This window comes from Streptomyces huasconensis (assembly GCF_021028635.1).
In the GTDB taxonomy this organism is placed as follows: Bacteria; Actinomycetota; Actinomycetes; order Streptomycetales; family Streptomycetaceae; genus Streptomyces; species Streptomyces huasconensis.
This window is the reverse complement of sequence record NZ_CP086119.1, coordinates 5,044,987-5,063,003: the sequence shown is the minus strand read 5'-3', so window position 1 is coordinate 5,063,003 and position 18,017 is coordinate 5,044,987. Positions and strand designations below refer to the sequence as shown.

18 protein-coding genes are annotated in these 18,017 nt (G+C 73.0%); 10 read left to right on the top strand and 8 right to left on the bottom strand.

What is annotated here, in order from left to right; all coding sequences use genetic code 11:
• Nucleotides 1-77: 77 nt before the first annotated feature.
• The 5 genes from hutH to J2N69_RS23190 all read right to left on the bottom strand — a co-directional run bounded on the left by hutH (nucleotide 78) and on the right by J2N69_RS23190 (nucleotide 6,369).
• Nucleotides 78-1,616, bottom strand: coding sequence for a histidine ammonia-lyase (gene hutH, locus J2N69_RS23210; protein WP_408056909.1), 1,539 nt, complete (start codon nucleotides 1,614-1,616; stop codon nucleotides 78-80).
• Between the two features lie 121 nt (nucleotides 1,617-1,737).
• A complete protein-coding gene (locus J2N69_RS23205; RefSeq protein WP_230902460.1) occupies nucleotides 1,738-2,919 on the bottom strand; it encodes a GGDEF domain-containing protein in 1,182 nt (393 codons plus the stop codon).
• 130 nt (nucleotides 2,920-3,049) lie between these two features.
• Nucleotides 3,050-3,847 (bottom strand): enoyl-CoA hydratase/isomerase family protein, encoded by a 798-nt coding sequence (locus J2N69_RS23200; protein ID WP_230902459.1) that lies wholly within the window; start codon nucleotides 3,845-3,847, stop codon nucleotides 3,050-3,052.
• Between the two features lie 117 nt (nucleotides 3,848-3,964).
• Nucleotides 3,965-5,149, bottom strand: coding sequence for an adenylate/guanylate cyclase domain-containing protein (locus tag J2N69_RS23195; protein ID WP_408056776.1), 1,185 nt, complete (start codon nucleotides 5,147-5,149; stop codon nucleotides 3,965-3,967).
• 350 nt (nucleotides 5,150-5,499) lie between these two features.
• Nucleotides 5,500-6,369 (bottom strand): biotin--[acetyl-CoA-carboxylase] ligase, encoded by an 870-nt coding sequence (locus J2N69_RS23190; protein ID WP_230902458.1) that lies wholly within the window; start codon nucleotides 6,367-6,369, stop codon nucleotides 5,500-5,502.
• Nucleotides 6,370-6,492: 123 nt separating this feature from the next.
• On the opposite strand from J2N69_RS23190, the gene J2N69_RS23185 reads away from it, so the two are divergent.
• From J2N69_RS23185 to J2N69_RS23175, 4 genes are all read left to right on the top strand, one after another.
• Nucleotides 6,493-8,076, top strand: a complete 1,584-nt coding sequence (locus tag J2N69_RS23185) for an acyl-CoA carboxylase subunit beta (RefSeq protein WP_127912909.1) — start codon at nucleotides 6,493-6,495, stop codon at nucleotides 8,074-8,076.
• 30 nt (nucleotides 8,077-8,106) lie between these two features.
• Entirely contained in the window at nucleotides 8,107-8,313 is a 207-nt protein-coding gene (locus J2N69_RS23180) for an acyl-CoA carboxylase epsilon subunit (protein WP_127912908.1), read from the top strand.
• Between the two features lie 72 nt (nucleotides 8,314-8,385).
• Nucleotides 8,386-8,514, top strand: a complete 129-nt coding sequence (mmpB, locus tag J2N69_RS36415) for a morphogenic membrane protein MmpB (RefSeq protein WP_269075626.1) — start codon at nucleotides 8,386-8,388, stop codon at nucleotides 8,512-8,514.
• Nucleotides 8,515-8,568: 54 nt separating this feature from the next.
• Nucleotides 8,569-9,177 (top strand): nucleoside triphosphate pyrophosphatase, encoded by a 609-nt coding sequence (locus J2N69_RS23175; protein ID WP_230902457.1) that lies wholly within the window; start codon nucleotides 8,569-8,571, stop codon nucleotides 9,175-9,177.
• Here J2N69_RS23175 and J2N69_RS23170 read toward each other — a convergent pair.
• A complete protein-coding gene (locus J2N69_RS23170; protein WP_230902456.1) occupies nucleotides 9,158-9,604 on the bottom strand; it encodes a hypothetical protein in 447 nt (148 codons plus the stop codon). The two genes, J2N69_RS23175 and J2N69_RS23170, sit on opposite strands and share 20 nt — an antisense overlap.
• 357 nt (nucleotides 9,605-9,961) lie before the next feature.
• Here J2N69_RS23170 and J2N69_RS23165 point away from each other — a divergent pair, with 357 nt between their 5' ends.
• From J2N69_RS23165 to J2N69_RS23150, 4 genes are all read left to right on the top strand, one after another.
• The gene (locus J2N69_RS23165) at nucleotides 9,962-11,737 is read left to right on the top strand and encodes an acetyl/propionyl/methylcrotonyl-CoA carboxylase subunit alpha (protein ID WP_230902455.1); all 1,776 of its coding nucleotides are present in this window, start codon (nucleotides 9,962-9,964) and stop codon (nucleotides 11,735-11,737) included.
• A gap of 298 nt (nucleotides 11,738-12,035) precedes the next feature.
• Nucleotides 12,036-12,953, top strand: a complete 918-nt coding sequence (locus J2N69_RS23160) for a hypothetical protein (RefSeq protein WP_230902454.1) — start codon at nucleotides 12,036-12,038, stop codon at nucleotides 12,951-12,953.
• Nucleotides 12,950-13,129, top strand: a complete 180-nt coding sequence (locus J2N69_RS23155; RefSeq protein WP_230902453.1) for a hypothetical protein — start codon at nucleotides 12,950-12,952, stop codon at nucleotides 13,127-13,129. Before J2N69_RS23160 ends, J2N69_RS23155 begins: the two co-directional genes overlap by 4 nt.
• Nucleotides 13,130-13,252: 123 nt before the next feature.
• Nucleotides 13,253-13,816, top strand: a complete 564-nt coding sequence (locus J2N69_RS23150; RefSeq protein ID WP_230904832.1) for a TetR/AcrR family transcriptional regulator — start codon at nucleotides 13,253-13,255, stop codon at nucleotides 13,814-13,816.
• Nucleotides 13,817-13,868: 52 nt separating this feature from the next.
• On the opposite strand, the gene J2N69_RS23145 is transcribed toward J2N69_RS23150, so the two are convergent.
• Together J2N69_RS23145 and J2N69_RS23140 are read right to left on the bottom strand one after the other, a co-directional pair.
• Nucleotides 13,869-14,837 (bottom strand): DeoR/GlpR family DNA-binding transcription regulator, encoded by a 969-nt coding sequence (locus tag J2N69_RS23145; protein ID WP_269075625.1) that lies wholly within the window; start codon nucleotides 14,835-14,837, stop codon nucleotides 13,869-13,871.
• 119 nt (nucleotides 14,838-14,956) lie between these two features.
• Nucleotides 14,957-16,405, bottom strand: coding sequence for an NAD(P)H-quinone dehydrogenase (locus J2N69_RS23140; RefSeq protein WP_230902452.1), 1,449 nt, complete (start codon nucleotides 16,403-16,405; stop codon nucleotides 14,957-14,959).
• A 120-nt stretch (nucleotides 16,406-16,525) separates the two neighbouring features.
• On the opposite strand from J2N69_RS23140, the gene J2N69_RS23135 reads away from it, so the two are divergent.
• Nucleotides 16,526-16,963, top strand: coding sequence for a gamma-glutamylcyclotransferase family protein (locus J2N69_RS23135; RefSeq protein WP_127912933.1), 438 nt, complete (start codon nucleotides 16,526-16,528; stop codon nucleotides 16,961-16,963).
• Between the two features lie 137 nt (nucleotides 16,964-17,100).
• Entirely contained in the window at nucleotides 17,101-17,925 is an 825-nt protein-coding gene (locus tag J2N69_RS23130; RefSeq protein WP_127912932.1) for a purine-nucleoside phosphorylase, read from the top strand.
• Nucleotides 17,926-18,017 lie beyond the last annotated feature (92 nt).

Genomic DNA, 18,017 nt, shown 5'->3' with positions numbered 1-18,017 from the left:
GGAAGCAGCGCGAGCCCACCGGCGATCGCCGCGCCCGGCCCGTCGGCCAGGCGTTCGGCCTTCGGCGGCGACGCGGCCTAGGCCAGCGCCCCCGTCACCGGCTCCACCGCCGCCAGCAGCGCGCCCGAGCGGACGAACGTGTCCGCCGCCGCCAGGTCGGGGGCGAGGAAGCGGTCCGGGCCCGGGCCCTCGACGCCCGCCTCGCGGATCGCCTCGATGACCGCCCGGGTGGCGGGGGCCGGGGTGAGGCCCTCGCGCAGCTCGACGGCGCGGGTGGCGGCGTACAGCTCGATGGCCACGACGCGGGTCAGGTTGTCGACTGCGGTACGCAGTTTGCGCGCCGCCGACCAGCCCATGGAGACGTGGTCCTCCTGCATGGCGGAGGACGGGATGGAGTCGGCCGAGGCGGGGACCGCGAGCCGCTTCATCTCGCTGACCAGGGCGGCCTGGGTGTACTGGGCGATCATCAGGCCGGAGTCGACGCCCGCGTCGTCCGCGAGGAACGGCGGCAGGCCGTGCGAGCGGTTCTTGTCCAGGAGCCGGTCGGTGCGGCGCTCGGTGATCGAGGCGAGGTCGGCGGCGGCGATGGCGAGGAAGTCCAGGACGTAGGCGACCGGGGCGCCGTGGAAGTTGCCGTTGGACTCGACGCGCCCGTCGGGGAGCACGACCGGATTGTCGACGGCGGCCGCCAGCTCGCGCTCGGCGACCGTGCGGGCGTGCGCCATGGTGTCGCGGCCGGCGCCCGCGACCTGCGGGGCACAGCGCACCGAGTAGGCGTCCTGCACGCGCGGCGCGTCGTCCTGGTGGTGGCCGGTGAGGCCCGAACCGGCGAGCACCGCCAGCATGTTGGCGGCGGAGGCCGCCTGACCCGGGTGCGGACGGATGGCGTGCAGCTCGGGGGCGAGGACCTTGTCCGTGCCGAGCAGCGCTTCGAGGGTGAGGGCGGCGGTGACGTCGGCCGACTTGTAGAGGGTCTCCAGGTCGGCGAGGGCCATGACCAGCATGCCGAGCATGCCGTCGGTGCCGTTGAGGAGCGCCAGGCCCTCCTTCTCGCGCAGCTCGACGGGGGTGATGCCGTGCGCGGCGAGCAGTTCGCCCGCGGGCTTCAGTTCACCGTCGGGGCCTTCGGCGTCGCCCTCGCCCATCAGCGTCAGCGCGCAGTGGCTGAGCGGGGCGAGGTCGCCGGAGCAGCCCAGCGAGCCGTACTCGTGGACGACCGGCGTGATCCCCGCGTTCAGGACGTCCGCCATGGTCTGCGCGACCTCGGGGCGTACGCCGGTGTGGCCCGAGCAGACCGTCTTCAGGCGCAGGAACATCAGCGCGCGGACGACCTCGCGCTCCACCCGCGGGCCCATGCCCGCCGCGTGCGAGCGGACGATGTTGCGCTGGAGCTGGGCGCGGAGGTCGGGGCCGATGTGGCGGCTGGCCAGGGCGCCGAAGCCGGTCGAGACGCCGTAGACGGGGTCGGGCTTGGCCGCGAGGGCGTCGACGATCTCGCGGGCGGCGGCCAGGGCGGCCCGCGCCTCGTCGGTCAGTTCGATCCGCGCGTTTCCGCGCGCGACGGCGATGACGTCCGCCGCGGTCGTCCCGGACGTCCCAAGGGCCACGGTGCCCACGCTGTGCATATCCATATTCAGCAGCGTACGGATTGAATCGCCGGGTGTCACGGGTGGGTATGTCACGGGTGGAGTTCGCCCGCGCCACTTACCCCACGCTGCCCGGACCCTCCGGGGTCCGTCACCCGGCGGGCGGGCCGCCCCGGCCCCGGAACCTGCGGCGCTCCCCCGGCTCGGCCACCCGCGGAGGCGAGTCGGCGAGCCGCACCACCGGGTCGTCGCCGCCTTCGCCGCCCGCACCGCCCTCACGCCCGGCCACCACCGGCTTCGCCGCGCGCGCCGCCTTCGCGCGGTACTGCGCCGCGTCGGCGAGGCGGAACAGACGCCGGGCCGAGCGCACCGGACCGATCGGGTCCCCGGTGGACGCGACTCCGCAGGCGACCCCGTCCCCCAGCTCCAACTCGGAGGCCCGTACGCAGAGTTCGTCGGCGACGCGCACCACCTCGTCGGCGCTCGGCCCGACCGACAGGAGGCAGAACTCGTCGCCGCCGAGCCGCGCGGCCAGCGTCCCCGGCAGCATCGCGCCGCAGAGCGAGAGGATGGAGCCGAAGCGCTCCAGGAGCCGGTCGCCGGTCGCATGGCCCCGGGTGTCGTTGACCCGCTTGAGTCCGTTGACGTCACAGACGGCCAGGCTCACCACGGCGCCGTCCACGCGGTGGCGCTCCACCGCCTCGTCGAGCCGCAGATCCACCGCGCGGCGGTTGGCGAGCCCGGTCAGCGCGTCCGTGAAGGCCAGGCGGCGCACCTCCTCGAGCCGCTCGGTCTGCGCGATCCCGGCGGCGGCCACCGCGGCGAGGACGGTCGCGAAGTCGGCGTCGGAGCGGCCGAAGACGGGCGCGCCCACCGGCCGGGCCACGTACAGCTCACCCCACGCGCGGCCGTGCAGCACGATCGGCGCGACCACGCAGCAGCCGCGGCCGCGCCGGCGCAACGCCGAGACGCGCTGGTGGCAGTAGCCGGCGAAGTGGCCGCCGCTGGGCCCCTCGGCCGTCTCGACCCAGGCGTTCGGCTCGCCGCCGCCGGCCCAGCGTTCGTGCAGGAACTCGGTGATCTCCGGGAACTGGTGGACGGGGTACGCCTCCCGTTCCGGGAACTCCTCCTCGTCCTCGGCGCGTTCGCCCGCGTTCACGAGGACCCGTAGCCGGCCCAGGTCGCGCTCCCACACCGACAGCGCCGCGAAGCTGCCGCTCAGCGCGCGGCAGGCGCCGAGGGCCGCCGCCTGCCAGGACTCACGCGGGGTCTGCGCGGCGGCCATGGCCTGCGCCAACTCCACCACGGCCCGCAGCCGGACGTCCTCACCCATCCCTCCAGGCTAAGAGGTTTACGGCAATTTGGAACTTCGGGGGCATAAGGGGCAGGGCGCCTGGCAGGGACAAGGCCTGGCGGGGCCCGGCGGAATCAGGCGGGGGCCAGGCAGGTCCAGGCAGGATCGGCTACTCGCCGGGCCACTCCGGCTGCCGCTTCTCGTTGAACGCCGCGACACCCTCCGCGCGGTCGCCCGAGAAAGCCACCGCGCGCCACGCCGCGTCCTCCACCTCCAGGCCCGCCCGCAGGTCGAGGCCGTGCCCGAGGCGCAGGGCGCGCTTGGCGGCGCGCAGGCCGACGGGCGAGTTGGCGGCCATGCGGGCGCCGAGCGCGAGCGCCTCCGTACGGGCTTCCCCCTCCCCCACCAGCAGGTCGACCAGGCCCAACTCCCGCGCCTCGGCCGCCTCCACGCGCCGCGCCGAAAAGATCAGCTCGGCGGCGCGGGCGGCGCCGACGCGGCGCGGCAGGAGCTGCGTGCCGCCGCCGCCGGGGATGACGCCGACGGAGACCTCGGGGAGCCCGACGACCGCGGTCGGGTCGGCGACGATGACGTCACAGGAGAGCGCCAGTTCGAAGCCGCCGCCCAGGGCGAACCCGCGCACGGCCGCGATCGTCGGCATGGGCAGCTCCAGTACGCCCGTGTAGCAGGCCCGTGAGGTGGGGCGCTGGCGCAGCAGCTCGGCGTCGCTGAGGGAGTTGCGCTCCTTCAGGTCGGCGCCGACGCAGAAGGCGCGGTCGTGGGTGGAGGTCACCACGACGACGCGGGCGGCACGGTCCTCGGACAGGGCGGCGCAGGCGGCGGCGACGGAGCGGGCCATCTCCGAGGAGACCGCGTTCATCGCCTTCGGGCGGTCCAGGACGAGTTCGGCGACATGGCCGTGCCGCCTGACCACCACGTACTCCCCGTACCGCTGCTCGTCACCCATGACCGATACCTCCTGCCGGTTAACGACCGTTACCCGGCGATCATGTCAGCCGGGCCCGGCACCGGGAAGGGGCCCGGGTCTTCGGAAAAGGGCCCGGGTCTTCGGGAGACGGCGGGCTCACGTACGGCGGGCCAGCAGCCACGGCTCGACGATGCCGAGGCCGCGCACGGGCCGCTGCCACATCGGCTGGAGCGCGAAGCGGTACGAGGGCGGCTCCTCGCCCTCCTTCTCCGCGGCGGCCGCCGCCTCCGCCGCCTGTGCCTCGGAGGCGGGGGCGTCCCCGGTCCGCGTCAGCTCCTCCGCGAAGGCGCCGTCCACGAGCACCGCGTCCCGGGGCGCTATCGAGGTGAGGCGGCTCGCGAGGTTCACGGTGGTGCCGAAGACGTCACCCATGCGGGTCGTCACCGTCCCGAACGCGATGCCGACGCGCAGCTCCGGCATGGTCTCGTCGTTGGCCATGGTCTCGATGAGCCGCAACGCGATCTCGGCGGCGACGCCCGCGTCGTCGGCGGCGTACAGGACCTCGTCGCCGAGGGTCTTGATGAGCCGCCCGCCGTGCGCGGCCACCAGGTCCGCGGCGGTGGTCTCGAAGGCCTCGACCAGCTCGCCGAGCTCCTCCTCCTCCATGCGGCGGGTCAGCCGCGTGAAGCCGACGAGGTCGGCGAAGCCGACGGCCAGCCTGCGGTCGACCATCTCCTCGTCGTCGGCGGCCTGTACGACGCGGCCCGTGGCGGCGGCGAGCTGGCGGCGCCAGACGTAGACGAGGAACTCCTCCAGCTCGGGCAGGAGCAGCTCGATGAGCGGGTACGTGACCTCGGTACGGGTCATGCCCGGCTCGGGCGGTTCGGTCAGCCCCTCCAGGAACGAGTCGATCTGCCACTCGGCGAGCCGTGCGGTGGTCTGCCCGGTGGAGCGGGCCACCTGGACCGCCATGGCCTCGCTGAGCAGTCCGGCCTCGACCAGGCCGGCCAGGCGCCGCAGCGCGAGGACGTCGGCCTCGGTCAGGGCCTTGGCCTGGCCGATGTCGGGGAAGCCCATGGCACGCCAGAAGCGGGAGGCCAGCTCCATCGAGACGCCTGCGCTGCGCGCCGCCTGGAAGGGGGTGTAGCGGCGGTCGGCGCCGAGGATGAGCTGTTCGAGCTGGAGGGCGAGGGGGTTCTTCGCGGACTCGCCGTCCCCCTTCTCGTCGTCCACGTCGGGGATCGCTGAGGCGTCGGGTCCGGCCGGGCCTGCGGGGTGGGCGGGTCCGCCGTCGGGGCCGCGCTGTGCACCCGCGCCGGAGCCCGTGTCGTCGACGGTCACGCCTGCTGCCCTTCCGATCTGCCGCGGTCAGGTATCGACCGGCGCCAACTTTACGGCAGGTGTGCCGCAGCTCACTCCCGACTCCCCGTGACCCCGGGGCGGGGCCCCGGGCCCGTCCTTCTGGTGGGCTGCGGGGGGGTGGGGCGGTTGTCCGTCGGCTGCGGGTGCGTGGGGGTTGCTCGCGCAATTCCCCGCGCCCCTTATGGGGCCGGTTGTCGGCTGCGGGTGCGTGGGGGTTGCTCGCGCAGTTCCCCGCGCCCCTTACGGGGCCCGTTGGCGGCTGCGGGTCGTTCGTGGTTGCTCGCGCCGTTCCCCGCGCCCCTTACGGGGTCGTGCATGGCTGCGGGCGGTCAGTTCGCCGGCCTCAGGTGCACGATGTCGCCTGCCCCTACCGGCTCCTGTACGCCCGTCTCCGTCGCGAGGACCAGGCGGCCGTCGCCGTCCACCGCTACCGCCTCTCCTACGATCGCCCGGTCGCCCGGGAGTTCTGCCCGTACGCGGCGGCCCAGCGTCGCGCAGCCCGCCGCGTACGCCTCCTGGAGGCGGGAGGCGGCCGGGTCGCCGCCTGCCCCGCGCCACACGCCGTACCACTGCTCCAGCGAGCGCAGCACCGCCCGCAGCAGCGGATCGCGGTCCGTCGTGGTCGCCCCGGCGAGCGCCAGCGAACCCGCCGTCGGCACCGGCAGCTCGTCCTCGCGGAGCGTGACGTTGAGGCCGATGCCGATGACCACGCCACCGCCTGAGCCCCCGGCCGCCCCCGCACACTCCGCGAGGATGCCGCCCGCCTTGCGCTCCTGGTCACCCACGGTCACCAGGAGGTCGTTGGGCCACTTGAGTGCCGTGTCCACGCCGGCCACCCGCGAGAGCCCCGTCGCGACGGCGACGCCGGTGAGCAGCGGCAGCCACCCCCACCGCTCGACGGGCACCTCGGCGGGCTTGAGCAGGACCGAGAAGAAGAGCCCCGAGCGGGCGGGCGCCGACCACCGCCGGTCCAGGCGTCCGCGCGCCGCGCTCTGCTCCTCGGCGACGAGCACGGCGCCCTCGGCGAGGCCGTCCGCCCGCGCCACGAGGTCGGTGTTGGTGGACCCGGTGCGGGGCACCACGTCCAGGGAGGACCACAGCCCGCCCTCCCGCAGCAGCGTCCGCCGCAGAGAGGCGGCGTTCAGGGGCGGGCGGTCGAGGTCGGACCAGCGGTTGTCTTCAGCATGTGACGGCGTCATGCAAGCCACCCTAGGTGTGGTAAACGCCGCACTGCCGAACCGTATCCGCGCCGATACGCTACGGGTCAGTAGCCAGCCGTAAGCCGCATACGCACCTTTGAGCAGGCAGGGAGCCGCATCCCTATGTCCGAGACCGACATCCACACGACCGCCGGCAAGCTCGCGGACCTCCAGCGCCGCATCGAGGAGGCGAAGCACGCGGGGTCGGCCCGCGCGGTCGAGAAGCAGCACGCCAAGGGCAAGCTGACGGCGCGTGAGCGGATCGAACTGCTTCTCGACGAGGGCTCCTTCGTGGAGTTCGACGAATTCGCGCAGCACCGCTCGACCAGCTTCGGCCTGGAGAACAACCGCCCCTACGGCGACGGCGTGGTGACCGGTTACGGCACCGTCGACGGCCGCCCCGTCGCCGTCTTCTCGCAGGACTTCACGGTCTTCGGCGGCGCGCTCGGCGAGGTCTTCGGGCAGAAGATCGTGAAGGTCATGGACTTCGCGCTGAAGACGGGCTGCCCGGTCATCGGCATCAACGACTCCGGTGGCGCCCGCATCCAGGAGGGCGTCATGGCCCTCGGCATGTACGGGGAGATCTTCCGCCGGAACACGCACGCCTCCGGTGTCATCCCGCAGATCAGCCTGGTCGTCGGGCCCTGCGCGGGCGGCGCGGTCTACTCCCCCGCGATCACCGACTTCACGGTGATGGTCGACCAGACCTCGCACATGTTCATCACCGGCCCCGACGTCATCAAGACGGTCACCGGCGAGGACGTCGGTTTCGAGGAGCTGGGCGGCGCCCGCACGCACAACGCCACGTCGGGCGTGGCGCACCACATGGCGGGCGACGAGAAGGACGCCATCGAGTACGTCAAGTCGCTGCTGTCCTACCTGCCCTCGAACAACCTCAGCGAGCCGCCCGCCTTCCCCGAGGAGGCGGACCTCGCGCCCACGGACGAGGACCGCGCCCTCGACACGCTGATCCCGGACAGCGCGAACCAGCCGTACGACATGCACGCCGTGATCGAACACGTCCTGGACGACAACGAGTTCTTCGAGACCCAGCCGCTGTTCGCGCCGAACATCCTCACCGGCTTCGGCCGCGTCGAGGGCCACCCGGTGGGCATCGTCGCCAACCAGCCGATGCAGTTCGCGGGCTGCCTGGACATCGACGCCTCAGAGAAGGCGGCGCGGTTCGTGCGCACCTGTGACGCCTTCAACGTGCCGGTGCTGACCTTCGTGGACGTACCGGGCTTCCTGCCGGGGGTCGAGCAGGAGCACACGGGCATCATCCGCCGCGGCGCGAAGCTCATCTACGCCTACGCCGAGGCCACCGTCCCGCTCATCACGATCATCACGCGCAAGGCGTTCGGCGGCGCGTACGACGTCATGGGCTCCAAGCACCTGGGCGCCGACCTGAACCTCGCCTGGCCGACCGCGCAGATCGCGGTGATGGGCGCGCAGGGCGCGGTGAACGTCCTGCACCGCCGCACCATCGCCGCGGCCGGCGACGAGGCGGCCCAGGAGGAGCGGCGGGCGCAGCTCATCCAGGAGTACGAGGACGCGCTGCTCAACCCGTACACCGCGGCGGAGCGCGGCTACATCGACGCGGTGATCATGCCGTCGGAGACCCGCTCGCACCTCGTGCGGGGCCTGCGGCAGCTGCGTACGAAGCGGGAGTCCCTGCCCCCGAAGAAGCACGGCAACATCCCCCTGTAGTTCCCCGCACTCCCCTAAGGAGGAGCCCTCGTGATCAAGGTCGTACGGGGCAACCCGACCCCGGAGGAGCTGGCCGCCGCACTGGCGGTGGTCCAAGCGCGCGCCGCGGCGGTGGCGGGCACACCGTCCGGCGCGCCCGCGCCCCCCGCCGCGTGGGCCGACCCCGCCCGGGTGGCCCGCCACCGGCTGCCCGCGCCCGGCCCCACGGCGTGGGGCCGCACGTACTGGCCCGGCTAGGCGGTTCGGGCCGGGGAAGTTGAGTACGCGTACTCAGGCGCCCCCGGCCCGCCCGGCCGCAGTATCGAAGCCATGCTGTGGTCGGACCCGGAGAACAACCCGCCCAAGGACATGCGGGACATGCAGGCGAAGATGCGCCGTGCGGGCTTCGTCCTCGCCCTCGCCATGGTGATCGCGATGTTCGTGCTGGGCCTCCACTGAGCCTCCGCCGAGCGCCGCGCCCGCGGCGCGCGGGCGCTCGCTACGCTGACCGGCATGAGTGATCAGCAACGCCGCCGTCTCGTGCTCGCCTCGCAGTCCCCCGCACGCCTCGGCCTGCTCCGGCAGGCGGGCCTCGCCCCCGAGGTGATCGTCAGCGGCGTCGACGAGGACAAGGTCTCCGCGCCGACCCCCGCCGAACTCGCCCTCGCCCTGGCCGAGGCGAAGGCCTCCGTCGTCGCCGCGCGGCCCGAGGTCAAGGGCGCCCTGGTCATCGGCTGCGACTCGGTCCTGGAGCTGGACGGCCGGGCGCTCGGCAAGCCCGCCGACGCCGAGGAGGCGACCGCCCGCTGGCAGGACATGCGGGGCCGCGCGGGCGTCCTCCAGACGGGGCACTGCGTCTACGACACCGCCTCCGGGAGGTACGCGTCGGGGACGGCCTCGACGGTCGTCCGGTTCGGTGAGCCCTCCGACGAGGAGATCGCCGCGTACGTCGCGAGCGGTGAACCGCTGCACGTGGCGGGCGCCTTCACGCTGGACGGCCGCTCGGCGCCGTTCATCGACGGCATCGAGGGCGACCACGGCAACGTCATCGGCCTCTCCCTGCCGCTGCTGCGCCGCCTGCTGGGGCAACTGGGCGTCGGCATCACGGAGTTGTGGGCGTAGGCCCGGCGGCGGCTGCCGGAACGCCGCCCTCGCGCCCCCGCTTCTCGTACGCCACGAGCGTGAGGACGATCAGGCCGAGGACGGCCATCATGAAGGCGAAGGCGGGCCAGCCCACCGGGCCGACGCAGAAGGCGCCGAGGACGCCGTGCACGACGGCGCAGCTGATCAGCAGCAGGCGCCCGAAGCGGCCGGGGGCGCGGTCCCGGGCGCCGGTGGAGGCCAGGACGAGGCCGCACAGCAGGAAGTAGCCGCCGAAGAGGGCCCCGCCGATCCACGTGGAGACGGTCATCGCGTGCGGATCGAGGCCGGCCAGGGACATGCGCTGCTTGTCGACGACCAGGCCGAGGAACCAGTTGAGCAGCGCGATGCCGACCGCCTCCGCGAGGAGAACGATCGCGCCCACCCAGGCCACCGGTCTGCGCGCCACGGCGCCCCACCCTCTTCCCGCTTCGTGCGTTACCGCTGGTACGTCGAGCCGACGGGCACGCTACTCACCGGTAAAGCGGGGGACAAGGGTCCGGTCGCAGGCAAAGAATCATTGGGCCATTCGTAGGGACTCCACAAAGAAAGCGGGCGTGCCGCAGCGCGGCTTCACAGAGACCTTGACCACACCGGAGGACTAGGCTGCCTCGAAGGAACCCTGCGTACCGTGGTACGACAAGGGTTTTCGCGGGACGAGGGGACCTCGCATCACACTCCGTGTGGGCAAGCTCACCCGTGGGGACGGGTCGTAAGGCCGTGTCGGCAGTCCCTAAACTCGGCTTGTTTCAAGGAGGGAGCCATCGTGCGCAAGGTGCTCATCGCCAACCGTGGCGAAATCGCTGTCCGCGTTGCTCGGGCATGCCGGGATGCAGGGATCGCGAGCGTAGCCGTCTACGCAGACCCCGACCGGGACGCTCTGCACGTCCGGGCGGCCGATGAGGCGTTCGCGCTGGGCGGTGACACTCCGGCCACCAGCTACCTGGACATCTCCAAGGTGCTGGCGGCGGCCAAGGACTCGGGGGCGGACGCGATCCACCCCGGTTACGGCTTCCTTTCGGAGAACGCCGACTTCGCGCAGGCCGTCATCGACGCGGGCCTGAACTGGATCGGCCCGCCGCCGCAGGCCATCCGCGACCTGGGCGACAAGGTCGCCGCGCGGCACATCGCGCAGCGCGCCGGTGCCCCGCTCGTCGCGGGCACCCCCGACCCGGTCTCCGGCGCCGACGAGGTCGTCGCCTTCGCGGAGGAGCACGGGCTGCCCATCGCGATCAAGGCCGCGTTCGGCGGTGGCGGGCGCGGCCTGAAGGTCGCCCGCACCCTCGAAGAGGTCCCGGAGCTGTACGACTCGGCGGTGCGCGAGGCCGTGGCGGCCTTCGGCCGCGGCGAGTGCTTCGTGGAGCGCTACCTCGACAAGCCGCGGCACGTGGAGACCCAGTGCCTGGCCGACAAGCACGGCAACGTCGTCGTCGTCTCCACCCGTGACTGCTCGCTCCAGCGCCGCCACCAGAAGCTGGTCGAGGAGGCCCCGGCGCCGTTCCTCTCCGAGGCGCAGGTCGCGGAGTTGTACGCCTCGTCCAAGGCGATCCTCAAGGAAGCCGGCTACGTCGGCGCGGGCACCGTCGAGTTCCTCGTCGGCATGGACGGCACGATCTCCTTCCTGGAGGTCAACACCCGTCTCCAGGTGGAGCACCCGGTCACCGAGGAGGTCGCCGGCATCGACCTGGTCCGCGAGATGTTCCGCATTGCCGACGGCGAGGAGCTGGGTTACGGCGACCCCGAACTGCGCGGCCACTCCTTCGAGTTCCGCATCAACGGCGAGGACCCGGGCCGCAACTTCCTGCCCGCGCCCGGCACGGTGACGAAGTTCGAGGCCCCCTCCGGCCCCGGTGTCCGCCTGGACGCGGGCGTCGAGTCCGGCTCGGTCATCGGCCCGGCCTGGGACTCGCTCCTGGCCAAGCTGATCGTGTCCGGCGCGACGCGCGAGCAGGCGCTCCAGCGTGCCGCCCGCGCGCTCGCGGAGTTCAACGTGGAGGGCATGGCCACCGCCATCCCGTTCCACCGCGCCGTCGTCCAGGACCCGGCGTTCGCGCCCGAACTGACCGGCTCCAGCGACCCGTTCACGGTCCACACCCGGTGGATCGAGACCGAGTTCGTCAACGAGATCCCGCCCTTCAACGCCCCCGCCACGGACGCCGAGTCCGACGAGGAGCCGGGCCGCGAGACGGTGGTCGTCGAGGTCGGCGGCAAGCGCCTGGAGGTCTCGCTCCCCTCCTCCCTCGGCATGACGATCGCGCGCACCGCGGCGGCGGGCGGCGCTCGCCCCAAGCGCCGCGCCGCCAAGAAGTCCGGCCCGACCGCTTCCGGCGACACCCTCGCCTCGCCCATGCAGGGCACGATCGTCAAGATCGCGGTCGAGGAGGGCCAGGAGGTCAAGGAGGGCGACCTCGTCGTCGTCCTGGAGGCCATGAAGATGGAACAGCCCCTGAACGCCCACAGGTCGGGCACGATCAAGGGCCTCACGGCGGAGGTCGGCGCGAGCCTGACCTCCGGCGCGGTGATCTGCGAGATCAAGGACTGACGCACGAAGGTGCCGCATGTGCCCCGCGCCCCGTCAGGGGCGCGGGGCACCGCGCGACCAGCCACGGTCCACCTGCACCCGGTCGACCTGCTAAGGGCCGTGGCCGTCTGCGCGCCGCTGCCCCTCCCGGCAGGCATACCGCCCCCAACCCCCCGGGTATACCAAGCCCGTCCGGCGTGTGAGGACGAACTCGGCGGAGCCGGTGACAGGGCGGGCCATGATGCGGGGCACACCGCAACCACCTGGCCCCCGGCCCGCGTCCTTCCCCGCGTAGAGCCGAAGACCACGGGGGGCTTCAGTGACACGCACAGGGGACTTACTGGCGCTGGGGGCCGCCGCGGGCGTCATCGCCGGCGCCGCCTGGCTCGCGGCAGCCGCCGATGCCGGGCAGCGGTACGAGGCGGGGCTCGTCCTGGGGCTGGTGGCGGGCCTCTCCGTGGCGCTGTTGCGCCGTTTCACCCGGCTGCCGCTGGGGCGCCGCCGCCCCTACACCTTCACCCTGCCGCTGCCCGCCCCCGACTGGCGCGCCCCGCCGCCCGACCCGCACGGCGACCCCGACGCCCTGCGCCCCCACGCCGAACTGCGGGCGCGGCTGCTGAGCGACGCGGCCGCGCTCGGCGGTGCCCTGCGCCACAGCTGTGCGCTGGAGCCCGGACTCCGCGAGGAGCTGACCGCGTTCGCGACCACGGCGTCGATCCAGGCCGGCAACTGCGTGCTCCACCCCGCGGGCGACGGGCCGCTCGGCCCCGATCCCGCGTACGACACCGCGTACGCCCTCGGGGAGCTGGTCGCGGCGGTCGAGTTCAGCCGCATCGGGCTGCGGGCGCTGGAGGCCCTGGTGACGGGGCAGCCGCCGGTGGCCGATCCACCCTGCTACTTCAACCCGCTGCACGAGCGCGGGCAGGCGCGCGCCGTCCTCGCGGGCACCGTGCACGCGGGCACCGCGCTCGCGGGCGCCGCCGAGGAGGTCGCCGTCTGCCATGGCTGCGCCCGGGAGCCCGCGCCGCTCCTGGTGCCCTCGGCGGCAGGCCCCGTGCCGTACCACGAGAGCGACGCCGTCGACCCGCGCTGGCGGCTGCTCGGCTACGGCGCGGTGGTCGCAGACAGTGGCGCCGCGATGATCGCCGCGGCCCAGGACGGCTTCCGCGCCCCGCCCAGGAGCCGCGGTCCCCGCGCCGACGGTGCCGGGAAGCTCGGCGCGAAGGTGAGTCGATGATCATGGAAGAGCTGGTCGCCGGTGTGCTGAGCGGGCTGTTCGTCGGCGTCTGCGTCACGTACCCGCTGGTGTTGTGGCTGGTCCGCGAGGTGTGCGGGGGCAGGCTGCCGCCGCACCGGCGCGAACGCAGGGCGCGGGCGGAGCTGGAGGCCTTCTTCGGCCGCGAGAAGGCCTGACCGCCACTGATCACGGCCCGTCGGCAGTGGCATCCTTGAAGGACGCGTACGTTCACGAAGGGTGCGGGGATGACGACCGGCATGGACCAGCAGGCGACAGCGGCGCAGCAGTCCGCGCGGGCCATGCGTGCCGACGCGCGCCGGAACTACGACCGGCTGCTCGCGGAGGCCCGCGCCGCCTTCGCCGAGCACGGCACCGGCACCTCCCTGGAGGACGTGGCGCGCCGCGCGGGCGTCGGCATCGGCACCCTCTACCGGCACTTCCCCAACCGGCACGCGCTGATGAGCGCGGTCTGGGAGGACGCCGTACGCGATCTGCTCGCGCGCTCCCGCGCCCTGCTCGACGCCCCGCAGCCCTGTTCGGCGCTGGTGACGTGGCTGCGCGCCATCGTCACTCATGCGGGTGAGTACCGCGGTCTCTCCAGCGCCCTCATGTCGGCGTCGCACGACGACACTTCGGCCCTGGCGCGCTGCAGCAAGCCCATGCGCGAGGCCGGCGCGGCCCTGCTCGCGCGCGCCCAGGAGGCGGGGGCCGTGCGGCCCGACGTCTCCATCGCCGACCTGCTGCAACTGACCAACGCGATCTCGCTGGCGGCCGAAGAGACCCCGGACGATCCGGAGTTGGCCGACCGCCTGCTCACGCTGACCCTGCGGGGCCTGAAGGCCGACGGGTGCGCGGCGGCGTAAGAACCCCTGAAGGAATTCCGCCGCCCCCACCGCCCCGGGCCCCGCCCGGCTCTCAGCGGCGGCGCATGTCCGCGACGCGCGCGGCCCGGTCCCCCGGCTGCTCCCCGAGGAGCGCGTTGCGCAGTTGCTGCCCCGGCCCCGCCCCGTGGTTGCGCCGCTGGCCCGGCAGGGGCACGTCCCGGCGCTGCTGGCGCCCCTGGGGGACGGAGTCGACGCCGGGTCCGGCGTCCGAGGCGCCGGAGCCGCCCGTCACCGCGATCTGCACGCCCTGGTCGGCCAGGGCCTGGAGTTCCGTGCCGGCCCGGTCGTCGTGCGCCGGGGGCTCGTCCGTGACGAGGCGGGTGATGAGGTCCGTGGGCACCGTCTGGAACATGGTGTCGGTGCCGAGCTTGGTGTGGTCGGCGAGGACCACGACCTCGGCCGCGGCCTGGACCAGGGCGCGGTCCACGCTCGCGGAGAGCATGTTGGACGTGGACAGGCCGCGCTCGGCGGTCAGACCGCTGCCGGACAGGAACGCGCGGGACACGCGCAGCCCTTGGAGGGACTGCTCGGCGCCGCTGCCCACGAGGGCGTAGTTGGAACCGCGCAGGGTGCCGCCGGTCATGACGACTTCGACGCGGTTGGCGTGGGCCAAGGCCTGTGCCACCAGCAGGGAGTTGGTGACGACGGTCAGGCCGGGGACCCGGGCGAGCCGTCGGGCCAGCTCCTGCGTGGTCGTACCGGCCCCGACGACGATGGCCTCGCCCTCTTCGACGAGGCTCGCCGCGAGATCGGCGATGGCCGTCTTCTCGGCGGTCGCGAGATGTGATTTCTGCGGAAAGCCGGACTCCCGCGTGAATCCGCCCGGCAATACCGCACCGCCATGTCTGCGGTCGAGGAGTCCTTCTGCCTCCAGCGCGCGCACGTCCCGCCGTACGGTCACTTCGGAGGTCTGGACGACGCGGGCGAGCTCACGGAGCGATACCGCTCCGTTGGCCCGCACCATTTCGAGGATCAATTGGCGACGTTCTGCAGCGAACACGAAACTGACAGTAACCCCAACGACCGTCTGCTTTCAGCAGTATGCGCCGAATTACAGAAGTTGTTCGCACGGCGGGACGGAAAGTGGTATAGCCGTCCTTCCGGCCGTCTCCGGCCTGGTCAGCCCTCTCCGGCCGTCTTCCGGGTGTGCAGCTGACGCGCCACTTCGGCGATCGACCCCGAAAGCGACGGGTACACGGTGAACGCATTCGCGATCTGCTCGACCGTCAGATTGTTGTCGACCGCGATCGAGATGGGGTGGATCAGTTCCGAGGCGCGCGGCGCGACGACCACACCGCCGACCACGATGCCCGTGCCCGGACGGCAGAAGATCTTGACGAAGCCGTCGCGGATGCCCTGCATCTTCGCGCGCGGGTTGCGCAGCAGCGGCAGCTTGACGACGCGGGCGTCGATCTTGCCCGCGTCGACGTCCGCCTGGGTGTAGCCGACGGTCGCGATCTCGGGATCCGTGAAGACGTTCGAGGAGACGGTCTTCAGGTTCAGCGGCGTCACCGCGTCCCCCAGGAAGTGGTACATCGCGATGCGCCCCTGCATGGCGGCGACGGAGGCGAGCGCGAAGACACCGGTGACGTCACCGGCGGCGTACACCCCCGGGGCGGAGGTCCGGGAGACCTTGTCGGTCCAGATGTGCCCGGAGTCCTTCAGCTTGACCCCGGCCTCCTCCAGGCCCATGCCGCTGCTGTTGGGGATGGCGCCGACGGCCATCAGGCAGTGGCTGCCGGAGATGACGCGGCCGTCGGCCAGCGTGACCTCGACGCGGTCGCCCACGCGCTTGGCGGAGGCGGCGCGGGAGCGGGACATGACGTTCATGCCGCGGCGCCGGAAGACGTCCTCCAGGACGGCGGCGGCGTCCGGGTCCTCGCCCGGCAGGACGCGGTCGCGGCTCGACACGAGGGTGACGTTCGACCCGAGCGCCTGGTAGGCGCCGGCGAACTCGGCACCGGTCACACCGGAACCGACGACGATGAGCTCCTCGGGCAGCTCGTCGAGGTCGTACACCTGGGTCCAGTTCAGGATGCGCTCGCCGTCGGGCTGGGCGTCCGGGACCTCGCGCGGGTGACCACCGGTGGCGATGAGCACGGCGTCGGCGGTCAGGGTCTCCTCGGTGCCGTCGACGGCCCGGACGACGACCTTGCGCGAGCCGTCGCTGTCCTGCTGGCCCTCCAGACGGCCCCGGCCGCGCAGCACGCGCGCGCCCGCACGCGTGACGGACGCGGTGATGTCGTGGGACTGCGCGAGCGCGAGCCGCTTCACGCGGCGGTTGACCTTCCCCAGGTCCACGCCGACCACGCGCGCGGGGGTGTCGACGTGCGGGGTGTCGTCGGCGACGATGATCCCGAGTTCTTCGTACGACGAGTCGAAGGTGGTCATCACCTCGGCCGTCGCGATCAGAGTCTTCGACGGCACGCAGTCGGTGAGCACCGACGCCCCGCCCAGACCGTCGCAGTCGACGACGGTCACCTCCGCGCCGAGCTGGGCGGCCACGAGAGCCGCCTCATATCCGCCGGGTCCGCCACCAATGATCACGATCCGAGTCACGTACTCCATTGTCCCGCACGCTTCAAGGTGCGGACGCGCCGGGGCCCTCCGTCCGTGCGAACGCCGTCGTCCGGACCATCCTTCCGCCACGGGACCTGCGTCCTTGATTGCTGCCGTACCCTCGACGTCATGTCGCTCTACGCCGCGTACGCCGGCAATCTGGACCCGCGGCTCATGTCACGCCGCGCCCCTCACTCACCGCTGCGCGCGACCGGCTGGCTGACCGGCTGGCGGCTCACCTTCGGCGGGGAGCACATGGGATGGGAGGGCGCCCTGGCGACGATCGTCGAGGCCCCCCGCTCGCAGGTGTTCGTGACCCTCTACGACATCGCGCCCATGGACGAGGAGTCCCTGGACCGGTGGGAAGGCGTGGGCCTGGACATCTACCGGCGCATGCGGGTCCGCGTGGACACCCTGGAGGGCAAGGAGCCGGCCTGGGTGTACGTCCTCAACGGCTACGAGGGCGGCCTCCCCTCGGCGCGCTATCTGGGCGAGCTGGCGGACGCCGCGGAGTCGGCGGGAGCCCCGCACGACTACGTGATGGAGCTGCGTAAAAGGCCCTGCTGACCCTCCCCGCGGGCCCGGCCGGCGCGCCGTCGCCCGGTCGGTCTGCCGGCCTTCGTCGGAAACGACAAGACAACGATCGGAATCCCGTGAGCATCGTCATCTACGCGCGTAGGCCGTGACCCGCTACCCTCGTCGGCGTGAACGCTTCAGTTATTCCGGACGACATCCAGGGCGACCCGTACGCCGCCGCCGACGCCGCCGCCGCGCGCCTGCGTGAGCTGACGGGCGCCGAGACCCACGACGTCGCCCTCGTGATGGGCTCCGGCTGGGCGCCGGCCGTCGACGCGCTGGGCGAGCCCGAGGCGGACTTCGCCGTCACCGAGCTGCCGGGCTTCCCGCCGCCCGCGGTCGAGGGGCACGGCGGACGCATCCGCTCCTTCCAGATCGGCGACAAGCGCGCCCTGGTCTTCCTGGGCCGCACCCACTACTACGAGGGCCGTGGCGTGGCCGCCGTCTCGCACGGTGTGCGCACCGCCGTGGCCGCCGGCTGCAAGACCATCGTGCTGACCAACGGCTGCGGCGGTCTGCGCGAGGGCATGCGCCCCGGTCAGCCGGTGCTGATCAGCGACCACCTCAACCTCACGGCCACGTCGCCGATCGTCGGCGCGAACTTCGTGGACCTCACGGACCTGTACTCGCCGCGCCTGCGCGCCCTGTGCAAGGAGATCGACCCCTCCCTGGAGGAGGGCGTCTACGCGCAGTTCCCCGGCCCGCACTACGAGACGCCCGCCGAGATCCGCATGGCCCGCACGATCGGCGCGGACCTGGTCGGCATGTCCACCGTGCTGGAGGCCATCGCCGCGCGCGAGGCCGGCGCGGAGGTCCTCGGCATCTCCCTGGTCACCAACCTCGCCGCGGGCATGACGGGCGAGCCGCTGAACCACGAGGAGGTCCTCCAGGCGGGCCGCGACAGCGCCACCCGCATGGGCGAGCTCCTGGGTAAGGTCCTCAACCGGATCTGAGGCTTCCGCGGGGCGCCCTCCCCGGCGCCCCGCACCCGCTCCCGGCTCGGCCCCGCCTCACCCGCACCCCGGACCGAGACGCGAGGGGACGT